The 23,054-nt window shown below is 57.1% G+C and carries 22 protein-coding genes; 9 read left to right on the top strand and 13 right to left on the bottom strand.

Translation table 11 applies throughout. The annotated features are described in order from the left end of the window. Positions 1 to 93 precede the first annotated feature (93 nt). Positions 94 to 1,293 carry a hypothetical protein gene (locus CU102_RS16100; protein WP_106712114.1) on the top strand — a complete coding sequence of 400 codons (1,200 nt, stop codon included), beginning with the start codon at positions 94 to 96 and terminating at the stop codon, positions 1,291 to 1,293. Between the two features lie 76 nt (positions 1,294 to 1,369). Here CU102_RS16100 and aspS read toward each other — a convergent pair whose 3' ends face one another. After that, entirely contained in the window at positions 1,370 to 3,160 is a 1,791-nt protein-coding gene (aspS, locus tag CU102_RS16095; protein WP_106712113.1) for an aspartate--tRNA ligase, read from the bottom strand. Between the two features lie 159 nt (positions 3,161 to 3,319). On the opposite strand from aspS, the gene rnd reads away from it, so the two are divergent. Beyond that, the gene (gene rnd, locus CU102_RS16090; protein ID WP_106712112.1) at positions 3,320 to 4,480 is read left to right on the top strand and encodes a ribonuclease D; all 1,161 of its coding nucleotides are present in this window, start codon (positions 3,320 to 3,322) and stop codon (positions 4,478 to 4,480) included. A 237-nt stretch (positions 4,481 to 4,717) separates the two neighbouring features. Next, a complete protein-coding gene (locus CU102_RS16080) occupies positions 4,718 to 5,635 on the top strand; it encodes a DMT family transporter (protein WP_106712110.1) in 918 nt (305 codons plus the stop codon). Between the two features lie 8 nt (positions 5,636 to 5,643). Here the strand turns inward: CU102_RS16080 and CU102_RS16075 are convergent, their stop codons facing one another. From CU102_RS16075 to CU102_RS16060, 4 genes are all read right to left on the bottom strand, one after another. Then, positions 5,644 to 6,711, bottom strand: a complete 1,068-nt coding sequence (locus CU102_RS16075; RefSeq protein WP_106712109.1) for a serine hydrolase domain-containing protein — start codon at positions 6,709 to 6,711, stop codon at positions 5,644 to 5,646. Between the two features lie 169 nt (positions 6,712 to 6,880). Continuing rightward, on the bottom strand, positions 6,881 to 7,441 hold the full coding sequence (locus CU102_RS16070) for a hypothetical protein (protein WP_133624563.1): 561 nt from the start codon (positions 7,439 to 7,441) through the stop codon (positions 6,881 to 6,883). 74 nt (positions 7,442 to 7,515) lie between these two features. Beyond that, on the bottom strand, positions 7,516 to 9,024 hold the full coding sequence (gene ppx, locus CU102_RS16065) for an exopolyphosphatase (RefSeq protein ID WP_106712107.1): 1,509 nt from the start codon (positions 9,022 to 9,024) through the stop codon (positions 7,516 to 7,518). Further along, on the bottom strand, positions 9,021 to 11,216 hold the full coding sequence (locus CU102_RS16060) for an RNA degradosome polyphosphate kinase (RefSeq protein WP_106712106.1): 2,196 nt from the start codon (positions 11,214 to 11,216) through the stop codon (positions 9,021 to 9,023). Before CU102_RS16060 ends, ppx begins: the two co-directional genes overlap by 4 nt. 192 nt (positions 11,217 to 11,408) lie before the next feature. Here CU102_RS16060 and CU102_RS16055 point away from each other — a divergent pair, with 192 nt between their 5' ends. Beyond that, complete coding sequence (locus tag CU102_RS16055) at positions 11,409 to 11,654, top strand: zinc-finger domain-containing protein (RefSeq protein WP_106712105.1); 246 nt, start codon at positions 11,409 to 11,411, stop codon at positions 11,652 to 11,654. Then, complete coding sequence (locus CU102_RS16050) at positions 11,651 to 12,928, top strand: FAD-dependent monooxygenase (protein WP_166648453.1); 1,278 nt, start codon at positions 11,651 to 11,653, stop codon at positions 12,926 to 12,928. The genes CU102_RS16055 and CU102_RS16050 overlap by 4 nt, the downstream gene beginning before the upstream one ends. Before the next feature lie 161 nt (positions 12,929 to 13,089). Here CU102_RS16050 and CU102_RS16045 read toward each other — a convergent pair whose 3' ends face one another. The 6 genes from CU102_RS16045 to CU102_RS16020 all read right to left on the bottom strand — a co-directional run bounded on the left by CU102_RS16045 (position 13,090) and on the right by CU102_RS16020 (position 18,784). Next, the gene (locus tag CU102_RS16045) at positions 13,090 to 13,362 is read right to left on the bottom strand and encodes a hypothetical protein (RefSeq protein ID WP_106712103.1); all 273 of its coding nucleotides are present in this window, start codon (positions 13,360 to 13,362) and stop codon (positions 13,090 to 13,092) included. A gap of 99 nt (positions 13,363 to 13,461) precedes the next feature. Next, the gene (locus CU102_RS16040; RefSeq protein ID WP_106712102.1) at positions 13,462 to 14,265 is read right to left on the bottom strand and encodes an amino acid ABC transporter ATP-binding protein; all 804 of its coding nucleotides are present in this window, start codon (positions 14,263 to 14,265) and stop codon (positions 13,462 to 13,464) included. A 13-nt stretch (positions 14,266 to 14,278) separates the two neighbouring features. Beyond that, positions 14,279 to 15,433: an amino acid ABC transporter permease gene (locus CU102_RS16035; protein ID WP_106712101.1), complete on the bottom strand. Its 1,155-nt coding sequence runs from the start codon at positions 15,431 to 15,433 to the stop codon at positions 14,279 to 14,281. Positions 15,434 to 15,435: 2 nt separating this feature from the next. Beyond that, a complete protein-coding gene (locus CU102_RS16030) occupies positions 15,436 to 16,632 on the bottom strand; it encodes an amino acid ABC transporter permease (RefSeq protein WP_106712100.1) in 1,197 nt (398 codons plus the stop codon). Between the two features lie 101 nt (positions 16,633 to 16,733). Next, positions 16,734 to 17,762: an amino acid ABC transporter substrate-binding protein gene (locus CU102_RS16025; protein ID WP_106712143.1), complete on the bottom strand. Its 1,029-nt coding sequence runs from the start codon at positions 17,760 to 17,762 to the stop codon at positions 16,734 to 16,736. A 209-nt stretch (positions 17,763 to 17,971) separates the two neighbouring features. Continuing rightward, entirely contained in the window at positions 17,972 to 18,784 is an 813-nt protein-coding gene (locus CU102_RS16020) for a phosphatase PAP2 family protein (RefSeq protein WP_166648452.1), read from the bottom strand. Between the two features lie 245 nt (positions 18,785 to 19,029). Between CU102_RS16020 and CU102_RS16015 the strand changes: the two genes are divergently transcribed. The 3 genes from CU102_RS16015 (at position 19,030) to copM (ending at position 21,060) form a co-directional block, all read left to right on the top strand. After that, positions 19,030 to 20,205 carry a cystathionine beta-lyase gene (locus CU102_RS16015; RefSeq protein ID WP_106712098.1) on the top strand — a complete coding sequence of 392 codons (1,176 nt, stop codon included), beginning with the start codon at positions 19,030 to 19,032 and terminating at the stop codon, positions 20,203 to 20,205. Between the two features lie 47 nt (positions 20,206 to 20,252). After that, on the top strand, positions 20,253 to 20,591 hold the full coding sequence (locus CU102_RS16010; RefSeq protein WP_106712097.1) for a hypothetical protein: 339 nt from the start codon (positions 20,253 to 20,255) through the stop codon (positions 20,589 to 20,591). An 85-nt stretch (positions 20,592 to 20,676) separates the two neighbouring features. Beyond that, a complete protein-coding gene (copM, locus tag CU102_RS16005) occupies positions 20,677 to 21,060 on the top strand; it encodes a CopM family metallochaperone (protein WP_106712096.1) in 384 nt (127 codons plus the stop codon). 213 nt (positions 21,061 to 21,273) lie between these two features. Here the strand turns inward: copM and CU102_RS16000 are convergent, their stop codons facing one another. Continuing rightward, a complete protein-coding gene (locus CU102_RS16000; protein WP_106712095.1) occupies positions 21,274 to 21,612 on the bottom strand; it encodes a BRA0787 family protein in 339 nt (112 codons plus the stop codon). A gap of 504 nt (positions 21,613 to 22,116) precedes the next feature. On the opposite strand from CU102_RS16000, the gene CU102_RS15995 reads away from it, so the two are divergent. Further along, positions 22,117 to 22,443 (top strand): hypothetical protein, encoded by a 327-nt coding sequence (locus tag CU102_RS15995; RefSeq protein WP_106712094.1) that lies wholly within the window; start codon positions 22,117 to 22,119, stop codon positions 22,441 to 22,443. Between the two features lie 53 nt (positions 22,444 to 22,496). Here CU102_RS15995 and CU102_RS15990 read toward each other — a convergent pair whose 3' ends face one another. Beyond that, a complete protein-coding gene (locus CU102_RS15990; RefSeq protein WP_106712093.1) occupies positions 22,497 to 22,982 on the bottom strand; it encodes a VOC family protein in 486 nt (161 codons plus the stop codon). Between the last annotated feature and the right edge of the window lie 72 nt (positions 22,983 to 23,054).

Here is a 23,054-nt window from a genome sequence, read left to right as displayed (position 1 = left end):
ACTAAGAATTATTGCCCATTGCCCGACGCTCGTCATAGTTTCGCCGCGCCCCATGCAATAGGCTTCAAATACTGAGCCAATAGGGATGAAACCATGCTTCCAATCCACTCTTTGAAATCCGGTGCGCGCGTTCTCGCGGCAACCTCTGCTCTTGTCGTCGTGTTTGCCGGTTCGGCCTTTGCGGTGGATGGCAATGCCGTCGCCGCACGGTTGAAAGCGGTCTATGCCGAACAGGGTGGCGCGATTGAATATGGCAGCGTCGAAACCAATGGCTCGACTGTTATCCTGAAGGATACCAAGGTATCCACTGCAGGGGTCAAGGAAAGCTTCAATGCCGGTGATGTTACCTTAAGCGACGTCAGCGATGTTTCGGGTGGCGGCTTCAAGATCGGCTCGTTGACAATGCCCGATATCGATTTCAGCCCGGAAGGCGCACCAGAAAACAAGGTTAGTATCGACGGTATAAGCCTCCAAGGCATCACCCTTCCTGCCGAGGGCGCAACCGAGCCATTGGCCAAGATGCTGCAGTACGAGAGAGCGGAGGTGAAGCATCTCAACGTCAATGCCAAGGGCAAGGATGTTTTCACCGCTGATAATCTCACCGCCACCATATCTCCGCTTAGCGAGACGAGCCCTGTCACCTTCTCCTCCAATGTCGAGAGTTTCGAAGCCGATCTTTCCGATGTTGAAGATCCGAAGACCAAGGACGCCCTGAAAGCACTGGGGTATGAGACGATCTCCGGGAAAATCGCGATGAACGGCACCTGGAGCCTGTCCGATGGCCGTCTCAATTTCGAAAAGATGGATTTTATCGCCGACAATGCCGGTACGCTCGGCCTGACGTTCGATATCTCCGGTTATACGCTGGATTTCATCAAAGGCCTGCAGGAAGCCACCAAGAACATGGAGGGCAAACCTGACGATGCACAGGGCATGGCTATGCTTGGTCTGATGCAGCAGTTGAGCTTCACCGGGGCGTCCGTTCGTTTTGAGGACGCATCGGTAACATACAAGGCTCTGGACTATGTCGCCAATCAGCAGGGCGCCAAGCGTGCCGACCTGATCAACCAGGCCAAGGCGATCATCCCCATGGCAGCGGCACAGCTCGGCAATGCGGAATTTTCCCAAGCGCTTGGTCAGGCCGTAAGCACCTATCTGGACGATCCGAAAACGATTGAGGTCAAGGCGGCACCGGCAAAGCCGGTTCCCTTCGCTATCATAGCCGCTGGCGGCATGGCCGATCCGAAATCGCTGATCAAGACGCTTCGGGTAACCGTCGTCGCCAATCAGTAATTGGTGGCACCGTCAAACAAAAAGCCCGGCAGTGATGCCGGGCTTTTGTTTGTTTGGAGTCGATTAGAGGAAGTTATTAATCCTCTTTCTTCACCGGATTCAGGCGTATGTTCAGATCGCGCAGCTGGGCCGGCGACACGTCCGAAGGGGCATTCATCAACAGATCGTAGGCCTGCTGGTTCATCGGGAACATGGTGATTTCACGAAGATTCTTCGCGCCAACCAGCAGCATGACGATGCGGTCGATGCCAGCAGCCATACCGCCATGCGGTGGGGCACCATACTGGAACGCGCGGTAGAGACCACCAAAGCGCTCTTCCACAGTTTCGCGTGAGTGCCCGACAGCCTCAAACGCCTTGACCATCGTTTCCGGCAGATGGTTGCGGATGCCGCCCGAGGCTATCTCGAAGCCGTTACAGACCATGTCGTACTGGAATGCCTTGATCGTCAGCGGATCCTGGTTCTCCAGCGCATCCATACCGCCCTGCGGCATGGAGAAAGGATTGTGGGCGAAATCGATCTTCTTCTCGTCTTCGAGCCATTCGAAGAATGGGAAATCAACGATCCAGCACAGCTTGAACTGGTCACGATCGACAAGGTTCAGCTCTTCACCGGCCCGCGTACGAGCCGCGCCGGCGAAAGACACGAACTTCTTCGGATCACCAGCAACAAAGAATGCGGCATCGCCATCGTCGAGGCCAAGCTGGATCCGCAGCGCTTCCGTGCGCTCAGGACCGATGTTTTTGGCGATGGGTCCAGCCCCTTCGAGGGCCTCACCTTCCTTGCGCCAGAAGATATAACCGAGCCCCGGCTGGCCTTCGCCCTGCGCCCAGGAGTTCATGCGGTCGCAGAATGCGCGCGAGCCGCCGGTCTTTGCCGGGATCGCCCAGACTTCCACCTTCGGGTCGTTGGCGATCATGTTGGCGAAGACCTTGAAACCGGATCCAGCAAAATGTTCGGTGACAGCCTGCATCTCGATCGGATTGCGCAGGTCCGGCTTGTCCGTCCCATATTTGCGCATAGCATCGTCATAGGCGATGCGCGGGAACTCCTGGGTGACCCGCTTACCAGCGGCGAATTCTTCGAAAACACCGCGCAAGACTGGTTCCATGGTCGAAAGAACGTCATTCTGTTCGACGAAGCTCATTTCGATGTCGAGCTGGTAGAACTCGCCCGGCAGGCGGTCGGCACGCGGATCCTCATCGCGGAAGCACGGCGCGATCTGGAAGTAGCGGTCGAAGCCGGACATCATAATGAGCTGCTTGTACTGCTGCGGCGCCTGCGGCAGAGCGTAGAACTTGCCAGGGTGGATACGGCTCGGCACGAGGAAGTCACGTGCACCTTCCGGCGAGGAAGCCGTCAGGATCGGCGTCGAGAACTCGTTGAAGCCAATATCGGTCATGCGGCGGCGCATGGCGGCGATGATCTTGGTGCGCGACATGATGTTCTTGTGCAGCGTGTCGCGGCGCAGGTCGAGGAAGCGGTATTTGAGGCGAATGTCTTCCGGATATTCGAGCTCGCCAAACACCGGCAACGGCAGTTCCTTGGCCGCGGAAAGCACTTCGATGTCGCGGGCAAACACTTCGATTTCGCCGGTCGGCATGTTGGGGTTCACGGTGTCTTCGGTGCGGGCCTTCACCTCGCCGTCAACCCGGATAACCCATTCACTTCGCACGGTTTCCGCCAGTTTGAATGCCGGCGAATCCGGACTGGCGACGATCTGTGTCAGGCCGTAATGATCGCGGATATCGATGAAGAGAATGCCGCCATGATCGCGGACGCGGTGAACCCAGCCGGAAAGACGAACAGTCGAACCAACGTCCGATTTACGCAAGGCGGCGCAGGTATGGCTGCGGTAACGGTGCATGATATGTGCCTCTGATATTTATGTGCTGGCTGCCGGAAGGCGTGGGACGAGCCCCGAAGCCCCAAGAATTTGGGCGGACAAGCGCATTTTGAGGGTGATTTGTCAAGATCAGGATTGCGAGAGCGAGACAAACGCCAATCCGTTCGCTATAGAAATTTCATGACAATGATTACAACCACAGATCAACTTGAACAGGCTGTCGCCGCCCTTTCGCAATCCGATTTCGTGACCGTCGATACGGAATTTATCCGGGAGACCACGTTCTGGCCGGAGCTCTGCGTTATCCAGCTGGCCTCTCCCGATCATACTGCCATCATCGACGCGCTGGCGCCTGGCCTTGATCTTGCTGCGTTTTTTAAGCTGATGGCCGATGAAAAGATCGTCAAGGTGTTTCATGCCGCCCGGCAGGATATCGAAATCATCTTTCACCTCGGCAATCTGATCCCGCATCCGGTGTTCGATACGCAGGTCGCCGCCATGGTCTGCGGCTTCGGCGATGCAATCGCCTACGACCAGCTGGTGCAGCGGGTGGTTGGCGCCCAGATTGACAAATCCTCACGTTTCACCGACTGGCGGCGGCGTCCGCTCTCCGAGAAACAGCTCGACTATGCCCTGGCAGACGTTACTCATCTGCGTGACATCTATCTGCATCTGAAGAAGAGCCTCGAGGAGGAAGGCCGCACCGAGTGGGTCCTCGACGAGATGAAAATCCTCACCGCGCGCGAGACCTATGACATGCATCCGGACGATGCGTGGAAGCGGCTGAAGATGCGGCTGCGCAAGCCGGTCGAGCTCGCCGTTCTGCGGAGCGTTGCCGCCTGGCGCGAACGGGAAGCGCGCGAGCGCAATGTTCCGCGCGGACGAGTGCTCAAGGACGACGCCATATACGAGATCGCGCAGCAGCAACCGCGCGACACGGAAGCCATGTCGCGTTTGCGAACGATTCCAAAGGGTTGGGAGCGCTCCAACATGGCAACCGGCCTACTCAATGCGGTCAATCTTGCGCTCGATCTTCCGAAGGAAGACATGCCGCGGCTGCCAAAATCGGTGCAGTCGCCGGAAGGCGCCGGGGCCGCGGCGGAGCTCCTGAAGGTATTGTTGCGGCTTGTCACGGAAGAGCACGGCGTCGCCGCCAAGGTGGTCGCGACCACCGATGAGATCGACCGGATTGCGGCAGAAGGCGATGTCGAGGACATTCCGGCACTGCAAGGCTGGCGGCGCGAAGTCTTTGGCGAGAAGGCCCTGCAACTCATCAATGGCGAGCTTTGCCTCAAATTCGAAAACAGGAAAATCCGTGCGGTGACTTGGCCCGCTGAGTAGCGGTCTCAATTACATGCAACCAGATTGCACCCCAGGATTTCAATTCCAGTACCGAATTCGCCGATTCTTGTGCCAGAATCGGCAATTATCGTACAGGAATCGTGCGAGCCCGTACGATTTGCGTATGAGGTCGGAGTACCCGCGTTCGAAACCGACAGTTCGGCCTTGATCGAAGCATTGGCAGGATCACCCCCGCTACTATCGTCGCATTGATCACCCTCCCGATGGAAAGCAAACATGTCCGCCCCCGCATCACAGACGCCGGCATTCGCCAAAGAAATTGCCCTCCTCGCGGTCCTCGCAACACTCTGGGGCGCGTCCTACACGTTCATCAAGATCGGTGTCGAAACCATTCCGCCAATCACCTTCATCGCGGCACGGACGCTGATCGCTGGCGGACTGCTACTTGCAATCATCAAGATGCGGGGACTATGGCTGCCCCGGGATCCGGCCATCTGGAAGCGGTTTCTGATTCAGGCCTGCATCAACAGTGTCATCCCGTTCACCCTGATCGCCTGGGCGGAACTGACTGTCGATGCGGGACTGGCGACGATCCTCAACTCGACAACGCCGATCTTCGCGTTCCTGCTGACGGTTCTGATCACCCGCCACGAGGCGGTGACGGGCCGCAAAGTATTCGGGGTTGCTGCCGGCATTGTCGGCATCAGCCTGATCATCGGACTCGAAGCGTTCGACGGTCTGGGCAAAGAGCTGATTTCACAACTGGCGATTGTGGTCGCGACGATCTCCTATGCCTGCGCCGCCATTTTCGGGCGCGGCTTCAAGGGCCTCGACCCGATGATACCCGCGGCCGGTTCGCTGATCTGCGGCGCCGTCCTGCTCATCCCGGTTAGCCTGGTCTTCGATCAACCGTGGACGATCACGCCCTCGGCCGACTCGATTCTCGCTTTGCTGGGCCTTTCGGTATTTTCGACCGCCCTCGCCTTCGTGATCTATTTCAGGCTCATCCATACGCTGGGCTCGGTCAGCACCACGTCGCAGGCTTACCTGCGCGTGCCGATCGGCGTCGGCATCGGCATTCTCTTCCTCGGCGAAACCCTGGCATCGACTGCGTGGTTCGGCCTCATTTTTGTGATCGCCGGGGTCGCAGCCATGACGCTGCCGTCGCGCAAGAAGGCCGCCGCCACGGCCTGAAATTCAAGCTAACCGTCAAGCGCCTCGGCAGCAGGCACAATGCGCTGGCTCACCAGATCATGCAGCTGGCGCACATAGCCAGAGCGGCCGGATGGCGCGGTGGGATCCGAGGTCATGACAATCACAAGGGAAGCGTGCGGCACAACGTAGATCATCTGCCCGCCAAAGCCCCAGGCGTAGTAGAACGGATTGTTGCTTGCTGTCGTTGAAACGAACCAGCCGAGGCCATAGGAATCGCCGGTGAACGGCGAACTGGTCCGCGGCTTCCACGACTCTTCGATCCACCCTTTGGGCACGATCTGTCTGCCGCCGCTTGCACCGGAATTCAGAACCATTTCACCGAATGCACGCATAGCTCGCGGCGAAAGCAGCATATCATTGCCGCCGAAATAGATGCCCTGCGGATCGCGCGGCCAAGGCGGAATGTTGATGTCGAGGGGCTTGCCTATCCAATCCCGCGCGTTCTGCAGCGTCGAACGCCGCGTCTTGACGGTCAACAGCGCCGAGAGGAGATGGGAATTGCCGGTTGAATAGAGCATCCCGCCGCCCGGTTCATCGACGAACTCACGCGACAGCGCATAACGCACCCAATCATTGCTACCGACCCAGCGCCCATAATTTGGGCCCGACGTGCGCTCCAGTCCGGCCTGCATGGAAAGCAGGTTGCCGATGGTCACGCGCTGCAATCGCGGGTCGGCATCGCGCGGCAGCCGGTCGGCCAGAAGCGGTGCGATAGGCTGGTCGATCCCCGCGAATATCTTGCGATCAATGGCAATCCCAACCAGAGTTGCGATGATCGTCTTGGACACGGATTTCACATTGACCGGACGATCAGCGGCTGGACCGCGATACGTCCGCTCGATCTCGAGCTGCCCTTGCCGGGAAACAATGAGTGTATGCAAGGCAGGCAACAGACCGGCCTGTTGCACAATGTCGTTGGTTGTAGCAGGTTCGAACGCCGCAGCCGTGCCCACAGATTGGGATCGCGCCAGCCCGGGCGCCAGCGCATAGCCGGCCCCGGCCAGCGAGGACATCAGGAATGTGCGGCGATTGAACGGAAACGAGCTGCTTTTCATCGGCAGACATTGGCGTTGCCAAAAGACTTCATCAACACACAACCTCTCACATGGGCGTGATCGGTGGTTCTCGCAAATAGACGTGTTGGGTTCGTTGGCGCCGGTTGCCTCCCCTTGAGGGGGAGAAAGGATTTGCTTGAATATAGCCTCTTCACTAAATGCCGACGAGCTAAGCCTTACCGAAGCGGCGATGATATCTTTCGATTGCGGATGCCACATCGCGTGGACTTTCATCGAGCAAGCCCGGGAAAATGCATACCGCTCTCGATTCCGGAGCCTTGCTCCCTCTCCTGATGTAAGCAAGCAGCGCCGGGCCAAGGCGTTCCTTCCACTCCTTGCGCACCACGATATTGATGAACTTGTACCTGCCGGTGACCCTTGCATCGATCCTTTCGATCGCTGGCCAGGGAATGATGTCGGTTCCAATGCGCCCGTCGAGCAATCCTTCCGGCGACAGTGATATGACCGGCCTTCTGTACATTGCAATTTGATAGAGGCAGAGCAGGATCAGGCCTGCGAACAGGGGGAGCATCGGCCAGGACATATAGTAATTGAATACGGAATTCCTGGGTGGCGGGGAATATTGGAACGCGGTGCGAACCGTTAGCACCATCATTCCTGACGTAAAAAGGGGCATCATCACGTATTTGAAAATGGATGGACGAAAGTCGGTAATTTCCTGATCCCTTGAACCCACTTCAAGCCATGATGCGGGGCGATAATCGTCCAACTTTTTCTCCAAGAAACAGTACGGCAAAATCACAACACAGAACCACGATCGGCCCGCACCTGACAAGCGTTGCCTTAACCGACAACCATATTCAGGTTCTTGCCGGTCAGCCTCGCCAGCTGCTGAAGACGGCCTTCGGGCACGTCGCCGATCAGATCGGCTTTCGACTTGTTGACGACCAGATCGATACCTTCGGCAGTCGGCTTCCATGTAAGATTTGGGACAACGCCCGACATCGATGCGGAGAATGGATAGACAATCCGCATGATCGCGGCGAGAACCCGCGAATATTCGAGCAGGCGCGGACTGGCGATGGCGGCAAGTTCTGGATCCGCCACGCTGTTGGTAATGCCCTCATGCCGGAAGAAATTGGCAAGCGCTATATAAGCGCGACCAGGATGATCGATGCCAATGAAGGCGGCGTTGGAAATCATGTTCAGCGCCTGGCTGCCGCGATAGTCCGGATGCGCGCGCCAGCTGATATCGGCAACCAGGCATGCGGCCCGGCGATAACGCTTTTCATCCTCGGTTTCTTCATAGCCGAGAGCGGCAAATGCTTCGCCGCTCCAGTCTGCCAGCTCGCGAGCGTAGGCTGGAGACCGGGCGCGCAGCACAGCCAATTCGTCTGCCGCGGAGATCAGCGGATCTTCCAATTGTTCGCTCTCCGGCAGGAGCGAGTAGAGAAACCCTTCCCGTACCCCGATTGCCGAGAACACGACGTTCGATGGCCGCATCAACCGGATGGTTTCGAGAAGAGCTATGGCACCGTAGGCCAGGAGCGAGCGGCGGTTTTTGGAAACGTCGTCGATGCCGCGCATATAATCGAGATCGCCTGCCGCGACGAGCTTGAGGAAGCGTTGGGCTTCATCAAACGGGATCTCATAATGATGCATGACATGAAGCGGATAGTGTTTTGCGCTCATGTGCAGTTTGGCGAGATTTCGCCACGTGCCGCCAACCGCGTAAAACGCCCTGCCCTTGCCATTGGCGAGAAGTTTCGCCGTCGACAGATGTTTCCTGGCAATGTTGGTCGCTTCGGTCAAATCGCCATTCGACATGTCCTGCAAACGCAGGCCGCCGAGCGGAAGGGTAATGCCATCGCCGATCTGGCGGCCTTTGATATCGACCAGCTCAAGACTGCCGCCGCCGAGATCGCCGGCAATTCCGTCCGGATCATGAAAACCGGAGATGATGCCGAGTGCCGAATAATAGGCCTCTTCCCTGCCCGACAGAACCTTGATCGGCTCCTTGAGCAAAGCTTCGGCTTCCTTGATGAATTGCGAGCCATTCTCCGCCTCGCGTGCCGCGGCAGTTGCCAGGACATCGAGCGAAACCGCCCCGGCCTGATCGGCAAGCGCACGGAAGCGGCGCAGGGCGCGCAGCGCGCTCTGCATTGCCTTCACATTCAGCTTGCGGGTTTTCACCAGCCCCTTGCCGAGACCGCACAGGATCTTTTCGTTGAATAGTACAGTCGGAGACCGGGTTACGCCTTCATAGACCACCAAACGTACGGAGTTCGAGCCGATGTCGATGACCGCGGCCGGTTGACGCCCCTGTACGCGTCCTTGTGCAGCAGAAATCATGCAGCCTTGTTTCTCTTTGACCGTTTGCGATGCGCAATCAATCGGGGTGCTGAAGACTTCAGCGACTTACCTCGGCCGGAAAGGCTGGGATTTGTCATGAAATATTCCTGCGCGTTAAAAGGTTCGTCTCCATCGGCCGGCTCAATCCGGCGTGAGGTTCCGTCAGCTAGTAACTCGTAACTCTGCTGGTTGTCGAGAAGGTTGGCCAGCATAATCTGTGAAAGAATCTGTTGATGCACAGTTGGATTGGTGATCGGAACAAGGGTTTCGACACGGCGGTCGAGATTGCGCGTCATCATGTCGGCAGAACCGAAATAGACCAGTGCCTTTTCCGAAGGCATGGAGTGGCCATTGCCGAAGCAGAAGATCCGGCTGTGTTCGAGGAAGCGCCCGACAATGGATTTTGCCCGGATATTGTCGGAAAGTCCCGGGACCTGCGGCCGCAGGCAGCATATGCCGCGCACCACCAGATCAATCTCGACACCATGCCTGCTGGCTTCGTACAGCGCGTCGATGATCTCCGCATCGACCAGGGAATTCACCTTCATCCAGATCGACGCCGGCCTGCCGGCTTTCGCGTGTTCAATCTCCTCAGCGATGTGCTGCAGGATCCGTGGACGCAGCGAGATCGGTGAAACGGCGATCCCCATTTCGCCCGACGGCGGGGTATAGCCGGTGATGTAGTTGAAGATCTGCGCGACATCGCGGCCGATCGAAGGCTCGCAGGTGAAGAATGACAGGTCGGTGTAGATCTTGGCAGTGATCGGATGGTAATTGCCTGTCCCGAGATGCACATAGCTGCGCAGCCTGTGCTCCTCGCGGCGCACGACCAGCGACATCTTGGCATGGGTTTTCAGCTCGATGAAGCCAAAGACCACCTGCACGCCGGCCCTTTCCAGATCGCGCGCCCAGCGAATATTGGCTTCCTCATCAAATCGCGCCTTCAGCTCGATCAAGGCAGTCACGGACTTGCCGGCTTCCGCCGCGTCGATCAGCGCGCGTACGATGGGGCTGTCATTGGAGGTGCGATACAACGTCTGCTTGATCGCGACGACGTCCGGATCGGCTGCGGCCTGGCGCAGGAACTGGACAACGACGTCAAAGGATTCATACGGGTGATGGACGACGATGTCCTTTTCGCGGATGGCTGCGAGGCAATCGCCGCCATGTTCGCGCACGCGCTCGGGGAAGCGCGGATTGTAGGGCACGAACTTCAGGTCGGCGCGCGGAATGTTGACGATCTCGGAAATCATGTTCAGCGCAAGCAGGCCATTGAGAACGCTGATGCGATTGTCAGGAACACCGAGTTCGGTGGCAACAAAACTGCGCAGCGTTTCCGGCATTTCATCATCGAACTCGATGCGGATCACCTGGCCGCGGCGCCGGCGCTTCAGCGCGCTTTCGAACAGGCGCACGAGGTCTTCGGCCTCTTCCTCCACCTCGATATCGCTGTCGCGGATGATGCGGAAAGTGCCCGCGCCCTTGACCTCGTAGCCGGGGAACAAACGCCCGGTGAAAAGGCCGATCGCGTCCTCCAGGGTAAGGAAGCGGAAGCGTCCACCCTCATCCGGAATCTGGATGAAACGCTTCAACGCCTGCGGCAGGCGCAGCAGGGCGGTCATTGGCCGGTTGTCGGTGCTCCGGTTCAGGAGCATGGCGATGGTGAAGCCAAGATTGGGAATGAACGGGAACGGGTGCGCAGGATCGATGGCAAGCGGGGTCAGAACCGGATAGATCGTTTCGAGGAAGTGATCTTCCAACCAAGCCTGCTCGCCCTTCGTCAGCCTGTCGGGCCGGACAATCTCGATATGCTCATGAAGCATTTCGGAACGCAGCTCATTGAGCCTGATTTGTTGTGCTTGCTGTAGCCGTCCAACTTCCTCCAGAACGAATTCGAGCTGTTCCTGTGGTGTACGGCCGTCGTCACTGCGGTCGGAAACGCCGGCACGCACCTGCCCCGCAAGGCCGGCAATGCGCACCATGAAGAACTCGTCGAGATTGGCTGCGGAAATGGACAGGAAACGCAGGCGTTCAAGCAGCGGTTGATGCTTGTTGTGCGCCTCTTCGAGCACGCGCCGGTTGAACTGCAGCCAGGAAAATTCGCGATTGACGAACCGGTCCACACTCGTGGGCAGATCCGGCAGGTCGACTTTCTCGACTGCTTCCGGAATCGCTGGTGACTGTTCGTTCATAGTCATTCTCCGATTAATAATGTCGTGGCAAAAACCCACCCTAAGCAAGTCTTTTGACACTTTGATAGCATTCGTCTTGAAATCGTAATCAGGATGATACAAACCGAGACGAAAGAGAAGTCAATTGCGCGACTGCGTCCTTCGTGCGCCCAATTGGACGCATGCCGCAGGTAGAGCCTCAGGAGCAAAATTATGGCTGGACACAGCATCCCTCATTTCCAGAACAGCGCTGGTCATGCGACGATCTCGATCGGCGTGAAGGAATTCATGTGCGTCGGCGCCAATCCACCCTTTGACCATCCGCATGTCTTCCTTGACCTCGGCGATGACAATGAGAAGGTCTGCCCCTATTGCTCGACGCTTTACCGCTATGATGCATCGCTTGCCGCCGATGCCACCGTTCCGGAAGGCTGCACCTATGTGGACAGGGCGACTTGAGCGCAGCTCTCATTGATCTGACCACGGAACGAAACAGGCGAAGTCCCAATCCTGAACAGATCATCATTGCCGGTGCCGGGATTGCCGGCCTCACACTGGCACTGGCGCTGAGCGACAAGGGATTTCAGGTCCGGATTTTCGAGAAAAGCGCGACGCTCGCGGAAATCGGCGCGGGATTGCAACTGTCGCCGAATGCGACGCGGCTTTTGGACCGGCTGGGCGTGCTGGAGCGGTTGAAACATTCGTCCGTCGAACCGCAAGCCATATGCCTGCAAGACGGGACAAGTGGCGAGAAACTGCTGCACCTGCCGATCGGCGGACAGGCAAAGGAACGCTGGGGAGCGCCCTACATCGTCTGTCATCGCGCCGACCTGCAAAATGCGCTGCTCACGGAGGTGCGCAGCCGTTCAAATATTATCGTCCAGCTACAATCGGCGGTGACGCATCACAAGGCGGACGCGGAAACGATACTCGTCCGGGCACAGTATCACGACCGCATCGAGGAACATCGGGGCGCCCTGCTGGTCGGGGCGGACGGTGTGTGGTCGAACACACGTACCGCCATGTCAGATACGGATCGCGCCCGTTATACCGGCACCATCGCATGGCGATCCTCCGTTGCCGTTGACGAATTGCCCGAAAGTTTCAATGCGCTCATGCCGCCTGGAACCAATGTCATCGCCTGGACTGGCGCCAACGCCCATCTGATCGCCTACCCGATCCGTTCCGGACAGATGATCAATTTTGTCGCCGTTGCGCCTGACCGGCAAAATGGCCGCCGCTGGGATCTGCAGATCAATCCGGAAGGTGTCAGCCAGACCTTTGTCCGGGAATTCGCCGGTTGGCATCAAGGTATCCGCGACGTTCTGCGTGCGGGCAAGCCATGGACGCCGTGGCGGCTGTTCGAGATGAAGAAATGCCGCTTCCGCCTCGAGGACCGGCTGGTGCTGATCGGCGATGCCGCCCATGCGATGACGCCCTTTGCGGCCCAGGGCGCGGCCATGGCCATCGAAGATGCCTGCGCCCTGGCAGGAGCGCTTGGCGCCGACAATACCAAATGGGATGCGGCCCTTGGCGCATTCGCCAGCGCCCGGACGCAGCGCATAACGGCTGTCGTGCGGCGCGGCGCCTTGAACCAGCTGGCCTACCACGCCAGAGGACCGGTCGCTGTGGCGCGCAATATCTTGCTGCGCAACCGGCCGGTGGAGAAATTCGTCAAGGGTTTTGATTGGCTTTACGGGTTTGATGCGGAAGGACCGCTTGATCAGAAATGATTATTCGGCGGGTGCGGTGCGGCGTCTCAGTTCTCGATTGATTTCTGCGATGCGCTCGTCTGTTTCTTTTTGCACCTTTTCCGACTCATATTGAGCCCAAAGCATTGCCCCTAAGCTCACACAGGTCATCCAAAACAAAAGCGATAGGATATCTTCCAACATCATCTCAATCCAACTTTGAGCATAATCTTACCACGCACGTGAAGTGCGGTCGAGAGAACCAAGCTGTACACAATGGTTAGTAGCTGAGAAGTTAAGCCAACTCCATTGGTCACCATATTTACGATGGGCCCAAGAACACCAACCACAGCTGATGCGGTCGAAAGCCTATCCAATGCTGCGGCCGTGTATTTTTGAATCTCATTGTTACGCATTTTTTCCAGCGCCAGGAGTTCCTTCAGCTGTTCACTCGAAGTCTCTTGAAATTTGTCCATAATAATTCCTGATGCAAAATGGCATTGTTGAAAAAACTTATCTAGAAATTTCAGCGGCCACGAAGGCCGCTGTTTGTGGTGTTATCGCTACCGAATTACTTAGTGCAGGATCTGGCTGAGGAAGAGCTTGGTCCGCTCGTGCTGCGGGTTGTCGAAGAACTCTGCCGGCGCATTCTGCTCGACGATCTGGCCCTGGTCCATGAAGATCACGCGGTTGGCGACCTGGCGGGCAAAGCCCATTTCGTGGGTAACGCAGACCATGGTCATGCCTTCTTCGGCGAGCTGAACCATCGTATCCAGCACTTCCTTGATCATTTCCGGGTCGAGCGCCGAGGTTGGCTCGTCGAACAGCATGATGCGCGGGTTCATGCATAGCGAACGCGCGATCGCCACACGCTGCTGCTGGCCGCCGGAGAGCTGGCCCGGATATTTATTGGCCTGTTCCGGGATCTTGACGCGCTCCAGATAGTGCATCGCGATCTCGTCAGCCTTCTTTTTCGGCATCTTGCGAACCCAGATCGGTGCCAGGGTGCAGTTTTCCAGAATGGTCAGATGCGGGAACAGATTGAAGTGCTGGAACACCATGCCGACTTCGCGGCGCACTTCGTCGATCTTCTTCAGATCGTTGGTGAGCTCGATGCCGTCAACCAGGATCTTGCCGCTCTGGTGTTCTTCCAGGCGGTTGACGCAGCGGATCATGGTAGACTTGCCCGAGCCGGACGGTCCAGCAATGACGATGCGCTCGCCGCGCATCACTTTCAGGTTGATGTCCTTGAGGACGTGAAAATCACCATACCACTTGTTCATGTTGATGATCTCGACGGCTACATCCGTCTTGGAGACGTGCAACAGCGAGCGGTCGACGTGGATTTCGTTGGGGTCAACAACGTTTTCGGTTGTCATGATAGGAAACTCCTTAGCGCTTATGTCCTGTATCGAGCCGGCTCTCCATGAAGATGGAATAGCGCGACATTCCGAAACAGAAAATCCAGAAGACGAAGCCGGCGAAGATCAGGCCGGAGATGGGTGTTTGCGGCGAAATCCAGTTCGCGTCGGAAAAGTGCTGTTTCACGGTTCCGAGCAGATCGAACATGCTGATCACAGTCACGAGGCTCGTATCCTTGAACAGGCCGATGAAGGTGTTGACGATGCCCGGAATAACCAGCTTCAGCGCCTGTGGCAGGACGATCAATCCGGTTTTCTGCCAGTAGCCGAGCCCGAGGGAATCCGCACCTTCATATTGCCCTTTTGGAATGGCCTGGAGACCGCCGCGAACCACCTCGGCCATATAGGCCGACGCGAACAGTGCCACGCCGATCAACGCGCGCAAGAATCTGTCGAAGGATACGCCCGGAGGCAGGAACAGGGGCAGCATGTAGCTGGCCATGAACAGGACCGTGATCAGCGGAATGCCGCGGATCGTTTCGATGAAGATGACGCAGAGCATCTTGATGACCGGCATCTTCGACCGCCGCCCGAGCGCCAGCACAATGCCAAGCGGCAGCGATACCGCGATGCCGACAAAGGAAAGTGTGAGGGTGACGAGCAACCCGCCCCATGAGGAGGTCTCGACATAAGGGAGGCCGAACCAGCCACCGACCAAGAGGATGAACGCGACGATCGGGAAAATAAAGAAGAACACGACCGCATTCAGCACCTTGTAGGGTGCCTTGGGGATGAGCAGCGGAACCAGCAGCAAAACGAATATGATCGCGACGAGGTTGACGCGCCAATGCTGGTCCACCGGATAGGGGCCATACATGAACTGGTTGAAATTGGCGTTCACATAAGCCCAGCAGGCACCGGACCAGCCTTCGGGCTGGATGCCGCCCTGAGCCACCGTCGAGCAAACGGACCGGTCTGGTCCAGACCAGACGGCATTGACGAACAGCCAATTAATAATACCCGGCAGAAACCAGGCGAGCGCCAGGATGGCCAGAAGCGTCAGAGCCGTATCAAGCGGCGTGGCAAAGAGATTGGTACGCATCCACCTGACGATACCCCTTTCGCCAAGCGGCGGGGTCTGGCCCTGAAGCATTTCGGTGCGGACGAAGCTGAGATTGTTATCCATGATCAGCGCTCCACCAGTGCCATCTTGGCGTTTACCCAATTCATGAAGACAGATGTGAGCAGGCTGACGCTGAGATAAACGACCATCCAGATCGCCACCACTTCGATCGAGCGACCGGTCTGGTTGAGGATCGTCCCGCCGACTGCAACGAGATCAGGATAGCCGATCGCGACAGCCAGGGACGAGTTCTTGGTAAGGTTGAGGTATTGGCTCGTGAGCGGAGGGATGATGATGCGCATCGCCTGCGGCACCACGACCAGCCGCGTTGTCGGTCCCGCCCGCAATCCAAGCGCATGGGATGCCTCGCTCTGGCCCTTGCCGACACCGCGAATGCCGGCACGGACGATCTCGGCAATGAAGGACGCGGTATAGAAGGACAAGGCCAGGTAGAGCGACATGAACTCCGGACCAATGAGCGTGCCACCCCGCAAATTGAATGCACCCAGAACCGGATAGTCGAATGAAACCGGGAAACCCCGGATAATCAAAGCCAAGAGCGGAAGGCCGACAATGAGGCCGAACGCCGTCAGGCCAACGGGAAATTGCTGACCGGTCGCCATCTGGCGCTTGTAAGCCCAGCGCCGGACGAAGAACGTTCCGATAATGCCGGCAATGAGACCTGCGCCGATCAGCCAGGAGCCTTCACCAAACACAGGTGCCGGGAAAAACAAACCTCGATTGTTGAGGAAGGTACTGAATGGCAGTTTGATGCTTTCGCGCGCTTGCGGCAGAACAGACAGGACACCCAAATACCAGAAGAAAATGACCAGCAAGGGCGGGATATTGCGGAATACCTCGACATAGACGGTGCAAAGCTTGCGGATGAGCCAATTGTGCGAAAGACGGCCTATCCCGATAATGAAGCCGATGATCGTTGCGGTGATGATGCCAACGACGGCAACCGTCAGCGTGTTGAGAATGCCGACTGCCAAAGCCTTGATAAAGGTCGAATCGCTCGTGTAGCTGAGATACGGACTGCTGCTGATATCGAACCCGGCGCGTCCGTCCAGGAAGCCAAAGCCGGATGCAAGGTTCGCGCGCTGCAGATTGGCAATGGTGTTGTTGACGATCCAGTAGACCAGACCTGCAATCACAAGAACGGTCACGGCCTGAAAAATATAACCGCGAAATTTCGGATCGTATAAAAGTGATGCTTTTGCGCTGTCTCTGCCGACAGGCGTAATATCCTGCGATGCCATAACCCCTCGTTTCTTTTAAACGTTTGTTCTTATTATTATTTGTTTGTTTGGAGGAGGGGACAAGCCCCCTCGCCCGATTCTTCAAATGATCGCTTAAGCGATCAGCGGATCGGCATTGCGTACTGCAGACCGCCCTTGCTCCATTGCGCATTGATACCGCGCGCAATCTTGAGCGGGCTGCCCGAGCCGATGTTCCGTTCAAACACTTCGCTGTAGTTGCCAACGGCCTTGACGATGTTGATGACCCAATCATTGGTCAGGCCGAGGTCCGTTCCAAGCTTGGTATTGGCCTCCTGGCCGAGAACGCGCTTGATCTCCTGGTTGTCGCTGGTCTTCAACTCTTCGACATTGCCCTGGGTGATGCCAAGTTCCTCGGCCGTCAACATCGCATAATGCGTCCAGCGAATGATGTCGGCCCATTGCGCGTCACCCTGACGAACGACAGGTCCCAACGGCTCCTTGGAGATGATCTCCGGCAGCACAACGTGATCGGCTGGGGCCGACAGCGCCAAGCGGTAAGCATAAAGGCCCGACTGATCGGTCGTATAAACGTCACAGCGTCCCGAATCATAGGCCGCATTGACCTCTTCAACCTTCTCGAACACGACCGGATTGTATTCCATCTTGTTCGACTTGAAGTAATCGGCGAGGTTGAGCTCAGTCGTTGTGCCAGCCTGAACGCAAACGGAAGCGCCCGACAGCTGCAGAGCGGAATTGATGCCCGACAGCTTCTTCGAGTTGATCATGAAACCCTGGCCGTCATAATAGTTGACGCCCGTGAAGTCGAAACCCTGGGTATCGCGGCTCAGCGTCCAGGTGGTGTTGCGAATCAGGACATCGATTTCGCCGGACTGCAGAGCAGGAAGACGGTCCTTCGCCGACAGTGGCGTATACTTCACTTTCGTCGCGTCGCCAAAAATAGCTGCAGCAACGGCGCGGCAATAATCAACGTCGAAACCCGACCATTCACCCTTATCGTTCGGTGAGGCAAATCCCGGGAGACCGGTATTGACGCCACACTGGAGGAATCCCTTCTTCTTGACGTCGTCAAGTGTTGCAGCCGAGGCTGCGGTCGCCAGGAGAACCAGCGCCGAGGCAGCCAACGCGCCCTTCAAGACAATATTTTTCATAACACGTGTACCCTTTGGTTGTTGCCCGTCGTTCCCAGAGAGAAAAAACAGCATATTGGCAGGTTACCCCTAACCCTAAAAAGAGGGCCCAATACCTCTCCCATTCACCCCCGCATCGAAGGGCATTCTGCTTCTTTGGTCAAGGGATAATCTTTGCCCAATATTGGGGCAAGAAGCATCCATCGGCTGCGCGGCAGCTTAATTTTCGATTATTTCTTGTTCAAATTGACTGGAGGCCGCCAAAAACGGTCACGAAAACGTAAAATCGGCCAGAATCGGTCCCCGTCGAAAAGGAAGGCCGTACGGCGTCCCGCAAGGAATCTGGCGAGTGCAACCGTGAAGAGAAAGCCGAGACTGTAACCTGCCACAACATCAGTCGAATAATGGGCACGGGCGATGATGCGGGTGAACGCGATGAACATGGTTGCGAGGATGATCGGTACACGCCATCGCGGAAACCACAGGGCAAGAACGGCACCGACCGCACCCATGGTCGTGGAATGGCCCGAGGGGAAACTGGCGAAGTTATATCCCGCTTCGAATGGCGAGAAACTGGTCGTCCCCAGCGTATCGATGAATTTCGGCCGGGCCCGGCCGATCAGGAATTTCGCTATGTTGGTCAGGATTCCCGCGAGTGCTATGGCCCAGAAGGCAAATGTCGCCTGCGCATAGACCAAACCGAATCGCACCCGTCTCGAATGGGCAACATTTGCCCAATCGATGCCGATGAGGCAGACGCCAATGGCAAAGGCCGGAATGAGATACCATTGCGAAAGGCCGATATCGGTCAAATGGCGGACTTTGCCCAATGAGCCGTAGGACCACAGGGTGCGTGACAGGTATTCGTCATAGGGCTGCAGCAGCAGAACAAGGAAGAAAATCAACACAACGCCCATCGACATGGCGTTGGTCCAAGCCGGGGGTGAACCTGGATAGGCTGGCGCATTGATGCGGCGCAGAAAACGAACGACGGCTTGACCGGTCCGCCGCAAGGCAGATTGCCGGTTTGGAATTTCAGTCATCTTCCCATTTCGGTTAAGCAAACCTGCTCTCCTGTTGCAACGGGCACGCGGTGGCATTATCGACTTCTCGAGACCGTCTGCAAATTCAACCCTGACGGTCATCTGATGCGATTTTCTGCGCTTCCGGTGCTCACGTACTTTAAGTACGCTGCGCTCCGGTTCTCAAAAACCACACCAGCTGACACATCAGGGATAAATTTTCAAACGGTCTCTGGTTAAGGCACACAAGATATGGAGACGCACTGATGGAGAAGCAACCGAGCAAGACGGTCAAACCCGGCATCAATACGCGGCTTGCTCACAGTGGTTACGATCCACGCGATTATCACGGTTTCGTCAACCCGCCTGTTGTCCATGCCTCGACCGTGCTGTTTCCCGACGCCGAAACCATGGCCGGCCACAAACAGAAATACACCTATGCCACCCATGGCACGCCGACGACCGACGCCCTGTGCAGGGCAATCGATGAGTTGGAGGGGTCGGTCGGAACACTTCTGGTGCCGTCCGGGCTTGTGGCAGTGACGCTTCCCCTCCTCGCATTTCTCTCGCCGGGAGATCACCTGCTGATGGTCGACAGTTGCTACGGCAATACGAGGCATTTCTGCAATACGATGCTGAAACGGCTCGGGGTCGAGACCGAATTCTACGATCCGCTGATCGGCGCTGGTATCGAACAGCTGATCCGGCCCAACACCCGTGTCGTCTTCACCGAATCTCCAGGCTCCAACACCTTCGAAGTGCAGGACATTCCCGCCATTGTCGAAAAGGCGCATGCGGCCGGTGCCGTCGTCATGATGGACAACACCTGGGCGACGCCGATCTATTTCAAGGCTCTCGACTATGGCGTCGACGTTACGATCCACGCGGCGACAAAATATCCTTCGGGTCACTCCGACATCCTGATGGGGACGATCTCGGCCAACGACAAATGCTTCAAGACGCTCGATGCCGCCTATACGGCGCTCGGTCTTTGCGTGAGCGGCGATGATGCCTACCAGATCCTGCGCGGTCTCCGCACCATGGGCGTCCGAATGGAACGGCATGCCGAGAATGCACTCGAGATCGCCAAATGGCTGGAACGGCAGGACGGCATCGTCGAAGTGTTGCACCCCGGGCTGGAAAGCCATGCGGGACACGCGCTGTGGAAACGTGACTTTTGCGGTGCTGGCGGGGTGTTCTCCATCGTCATCGATGGCGGCGTAAAACAGGCGCACGCTTTCCTGAACGCACTGAGGATTTTCGGCCTTGGTTATTCCTGGGGCGGCTACGAAAGCCTGGCGCTGCATGTCCATCTGGGTGGCCGGGTGATAACTGGCCAGAACTATGCCGGCCCGGTCATCCGCCTGCAGATCGGCCTTGAGGACACTGCGGATCTGATCGCCGATATCGAGAACGGACTGGCGGCCGCAAAAGCCGTATAAATAGAAGTTGATTTCGATTTGGCCGTCGCTGTTGTTATGAAGTTCGCATGAACAGATTCGCCGCAATCATCGTGTTTCTGACCGCACTCAGTTTCGGCTGGGTTCCGGTGTTTGCGGCGCCCGGCCGCCTGGCCGCTGAAATGGGCGCGACGTCATCGACGTCCGCCCATGTGCATCGTTCCGATGGCTGTACCGAAGAGCGGCACCATTGCTCCCAAGATGTCAAACAACAACATCCGGCGGTGTGCGCGGCCTGTATCGGGGTTCCTGCGGTTAACATCCCGATAATGGTCGCCCAACAGCCCAGCATCGTCATTCCACGCGGCGAGGAATTACCCTTGGTCGCACGCACCGATGCTCCGCTTCCCCGGCCTCCCCGAATGTAAGTGATTGTTTCCGATTCGTCTGACGCACAGGTGAGCGGGCCGTAGCCTGTGCCCTTCTGACTGGCCCTTTGGAAAGATCACAACAATGAAGATGACATTTCTTGCCGCGGGACTGATCTCCGCCGTCGCCCTCGCCTCACCGGCACTGGCGCAGGATCACAACGCACATAAAACCATGCAGCACGACGCGGCGGCGATGCCTGCCGGCGATCAGGGCGCCGCATCGAAGGCGTTTGCTGCAGCCAATGCGAAAATGCACAAGGATATGGCGATCGAATTCACCGGCAATGCGGATAAGGATTTCGTGCTTGGCATGATCGCCCATCACCAGGGTGCAATCGATATGGCCAAGGTCGAACTTGAATACGGCAAAGACGCCAAAATCCGCAAACTGGCCGAGGATATTATCGCGGCACAGGAAGGCGAGATCAAACAGATGAAGGCTTGGCTCGATAAGAGCGGGAACTAGAGCACGCTCTTAACTCTATTGCGGCGGTCATCTGACGCGATTTTCTGTGCTTCCGGTGCTCACGTACTTTCAGTACGCTGCGCTCCGGGTCTTGAAAACCACGCCATCTGCCTCGCCGCAGCGAGTTTCCAAACGTGCTCCAACCGCACGAAATGAATCACCCGCCGGTTTGCCGCCGGCGGGTGATCAATGCAAACTCGTGTTACTCAGGCCCTACTGGCGCATTTCATAGCCGGCGGCCCGCTTCTGCAGGCACAGCTGCCAAAGACTGTAAGCGGCATCGGCATAAGTCGACGTCCCTACCTTGAACTCGGCTGAACGCAACGGCAACAAATCCTCGACGACATCCAGTGTGCGTGAAGGAAGGATGTCGGTGCAGGTCCACAACCGCCGGAAGACGGCACTGATCGCCACCTGCCTGTCATTGACGTCAATTACGGGTTCATCGTTACCGAGTTCCCAATCTTCCAAGGCGTCAATGGCGTCCTGAAATGCGTTATGCAATATGATGGGGGCATGGCCATCATGAAGTGGGTGCAGCAAACCAGGCATTCCTGTCTCCTCACTCTTGCGTTGCAATACCGGGGGCTCCCGGATAGGGAATCATAAGGGTGGAAAGGCTGTTTCAGCAAGCGCAAACTGCGATACCATACCAATTTACTAGACATATTGAATTAAATCGAGATTTCGCGACGGATTTAACTCGCAATATTCAACTTATAATTGCATAAAGAACAATAATCGATTGAAATCGCTCTATTTTTATACAAATCGCCCCAATCGGAGTATTAGTGCGCTTTTCAATACGGCCAATTCACCTGGCGAACTCCGGTCCTGGTAGTGATTCACTTGCCGGGTAATTTGGCTCGAGCATATCATCCTATCGTTGCAGTATTTTGAACCCTGATCATGTGGATACGCCTTCCCCGTGCATCGTCCCCTCACCGTTCACGTCTGTTGCAGTCAGTTGCTTTTATCGAAAGCCTGCATCTTGCCAAAACGGCGTCATTGGCCCATTCATGTGCCGCTGCCCCACGCGATCGAGGACATTGGCATATGACGACAAGGCACCTTCAGGTGATGATACTCTCCGCACTGCTGGCAGGCTGCGGCAATATTCAGGGTCAGCTCGACAACGAAAAAATCTCGTCCCTGCGCTATGACACGGTCGAGTGCCCGGCGCTCGTGGCGCAGCGCAACCAGGCCGCGGCTGAAGTCAACCGCCTGACGAATGGCGCCGGATATCAGGATCCAAACATCATCACCGGTTTTGGGCCGTTCCTTCCCGATTATCGCACCGCCAACCAGAAGCAAGCCGGCGCCTTGCAGGGCCAGGTTGATTCGATGAGTCGGTCAATTGACCGCCGGAAGTGCGCCGCCTAGAGATCGGCCGCAATCCGAATGAAATTGCCCCTGGCGGGCCACTCCCGCTTATCCTACCTTTCTGCATAGGCCGTTTGTAGGGCAGCTACATCCAGCTTGCCCATCTTGAGCATTGCCTGCATCGCGCGTCCGGCCTTTTCCTTGTCGGCATCAAGCAACATGTCGATCAGCGGTGTCCAGTTGACCTGCCACGACAGGCCGAAGCGATCCTTCAGCCAGCCGCAAGGCCCTGGTTCGCCGCCGTCTTCAAGCAGCGCACTCCAGTAGCGGTCGACTTCAGTCTGATCCTTGCACTCAACGAGGAACGACACCGCCTCGTTGAACTTGAACTGCGGGCCGCCATTGATGGCAGTGAAGATCAAGCCATCGAGCTGGAATTCAATGGTCATGATCTCACCCTCAGGTCCGGAGCTGTCCTTCAGATAATGCGACGTGCGCATCACCTTTGAATTCGGGAACACGGAAACGTAGAAGTCGACGGCTTCCTTGGCATTAAAATCGAACCAAAGATTGGGCGAGATGCGTGTTCGGATGGTCATCCTGTCCTCCTGAGACCTGTTGCAGTTGAGTGCAAAGGACGTTTCGAGGACTTCGGTTCCGACATCTGTTGA

Source organism: Phyllobacterium brassicacearum (assembly GCF_003010955.1).
In the GTDB taxonomy this organism is placed as follows: Bacteria; Pseudomonadota; Alphaproteobacteria; order Rhizobiales; family Rhizobiaceae; genus Phyllobacterium; species Phyllobacterium brassicacearum.
The sequence above is the reverse complement of the archived record's forward strand: the minus strand, read 5'-3'. Positions and strand labels throughout refer to the sequence as shown.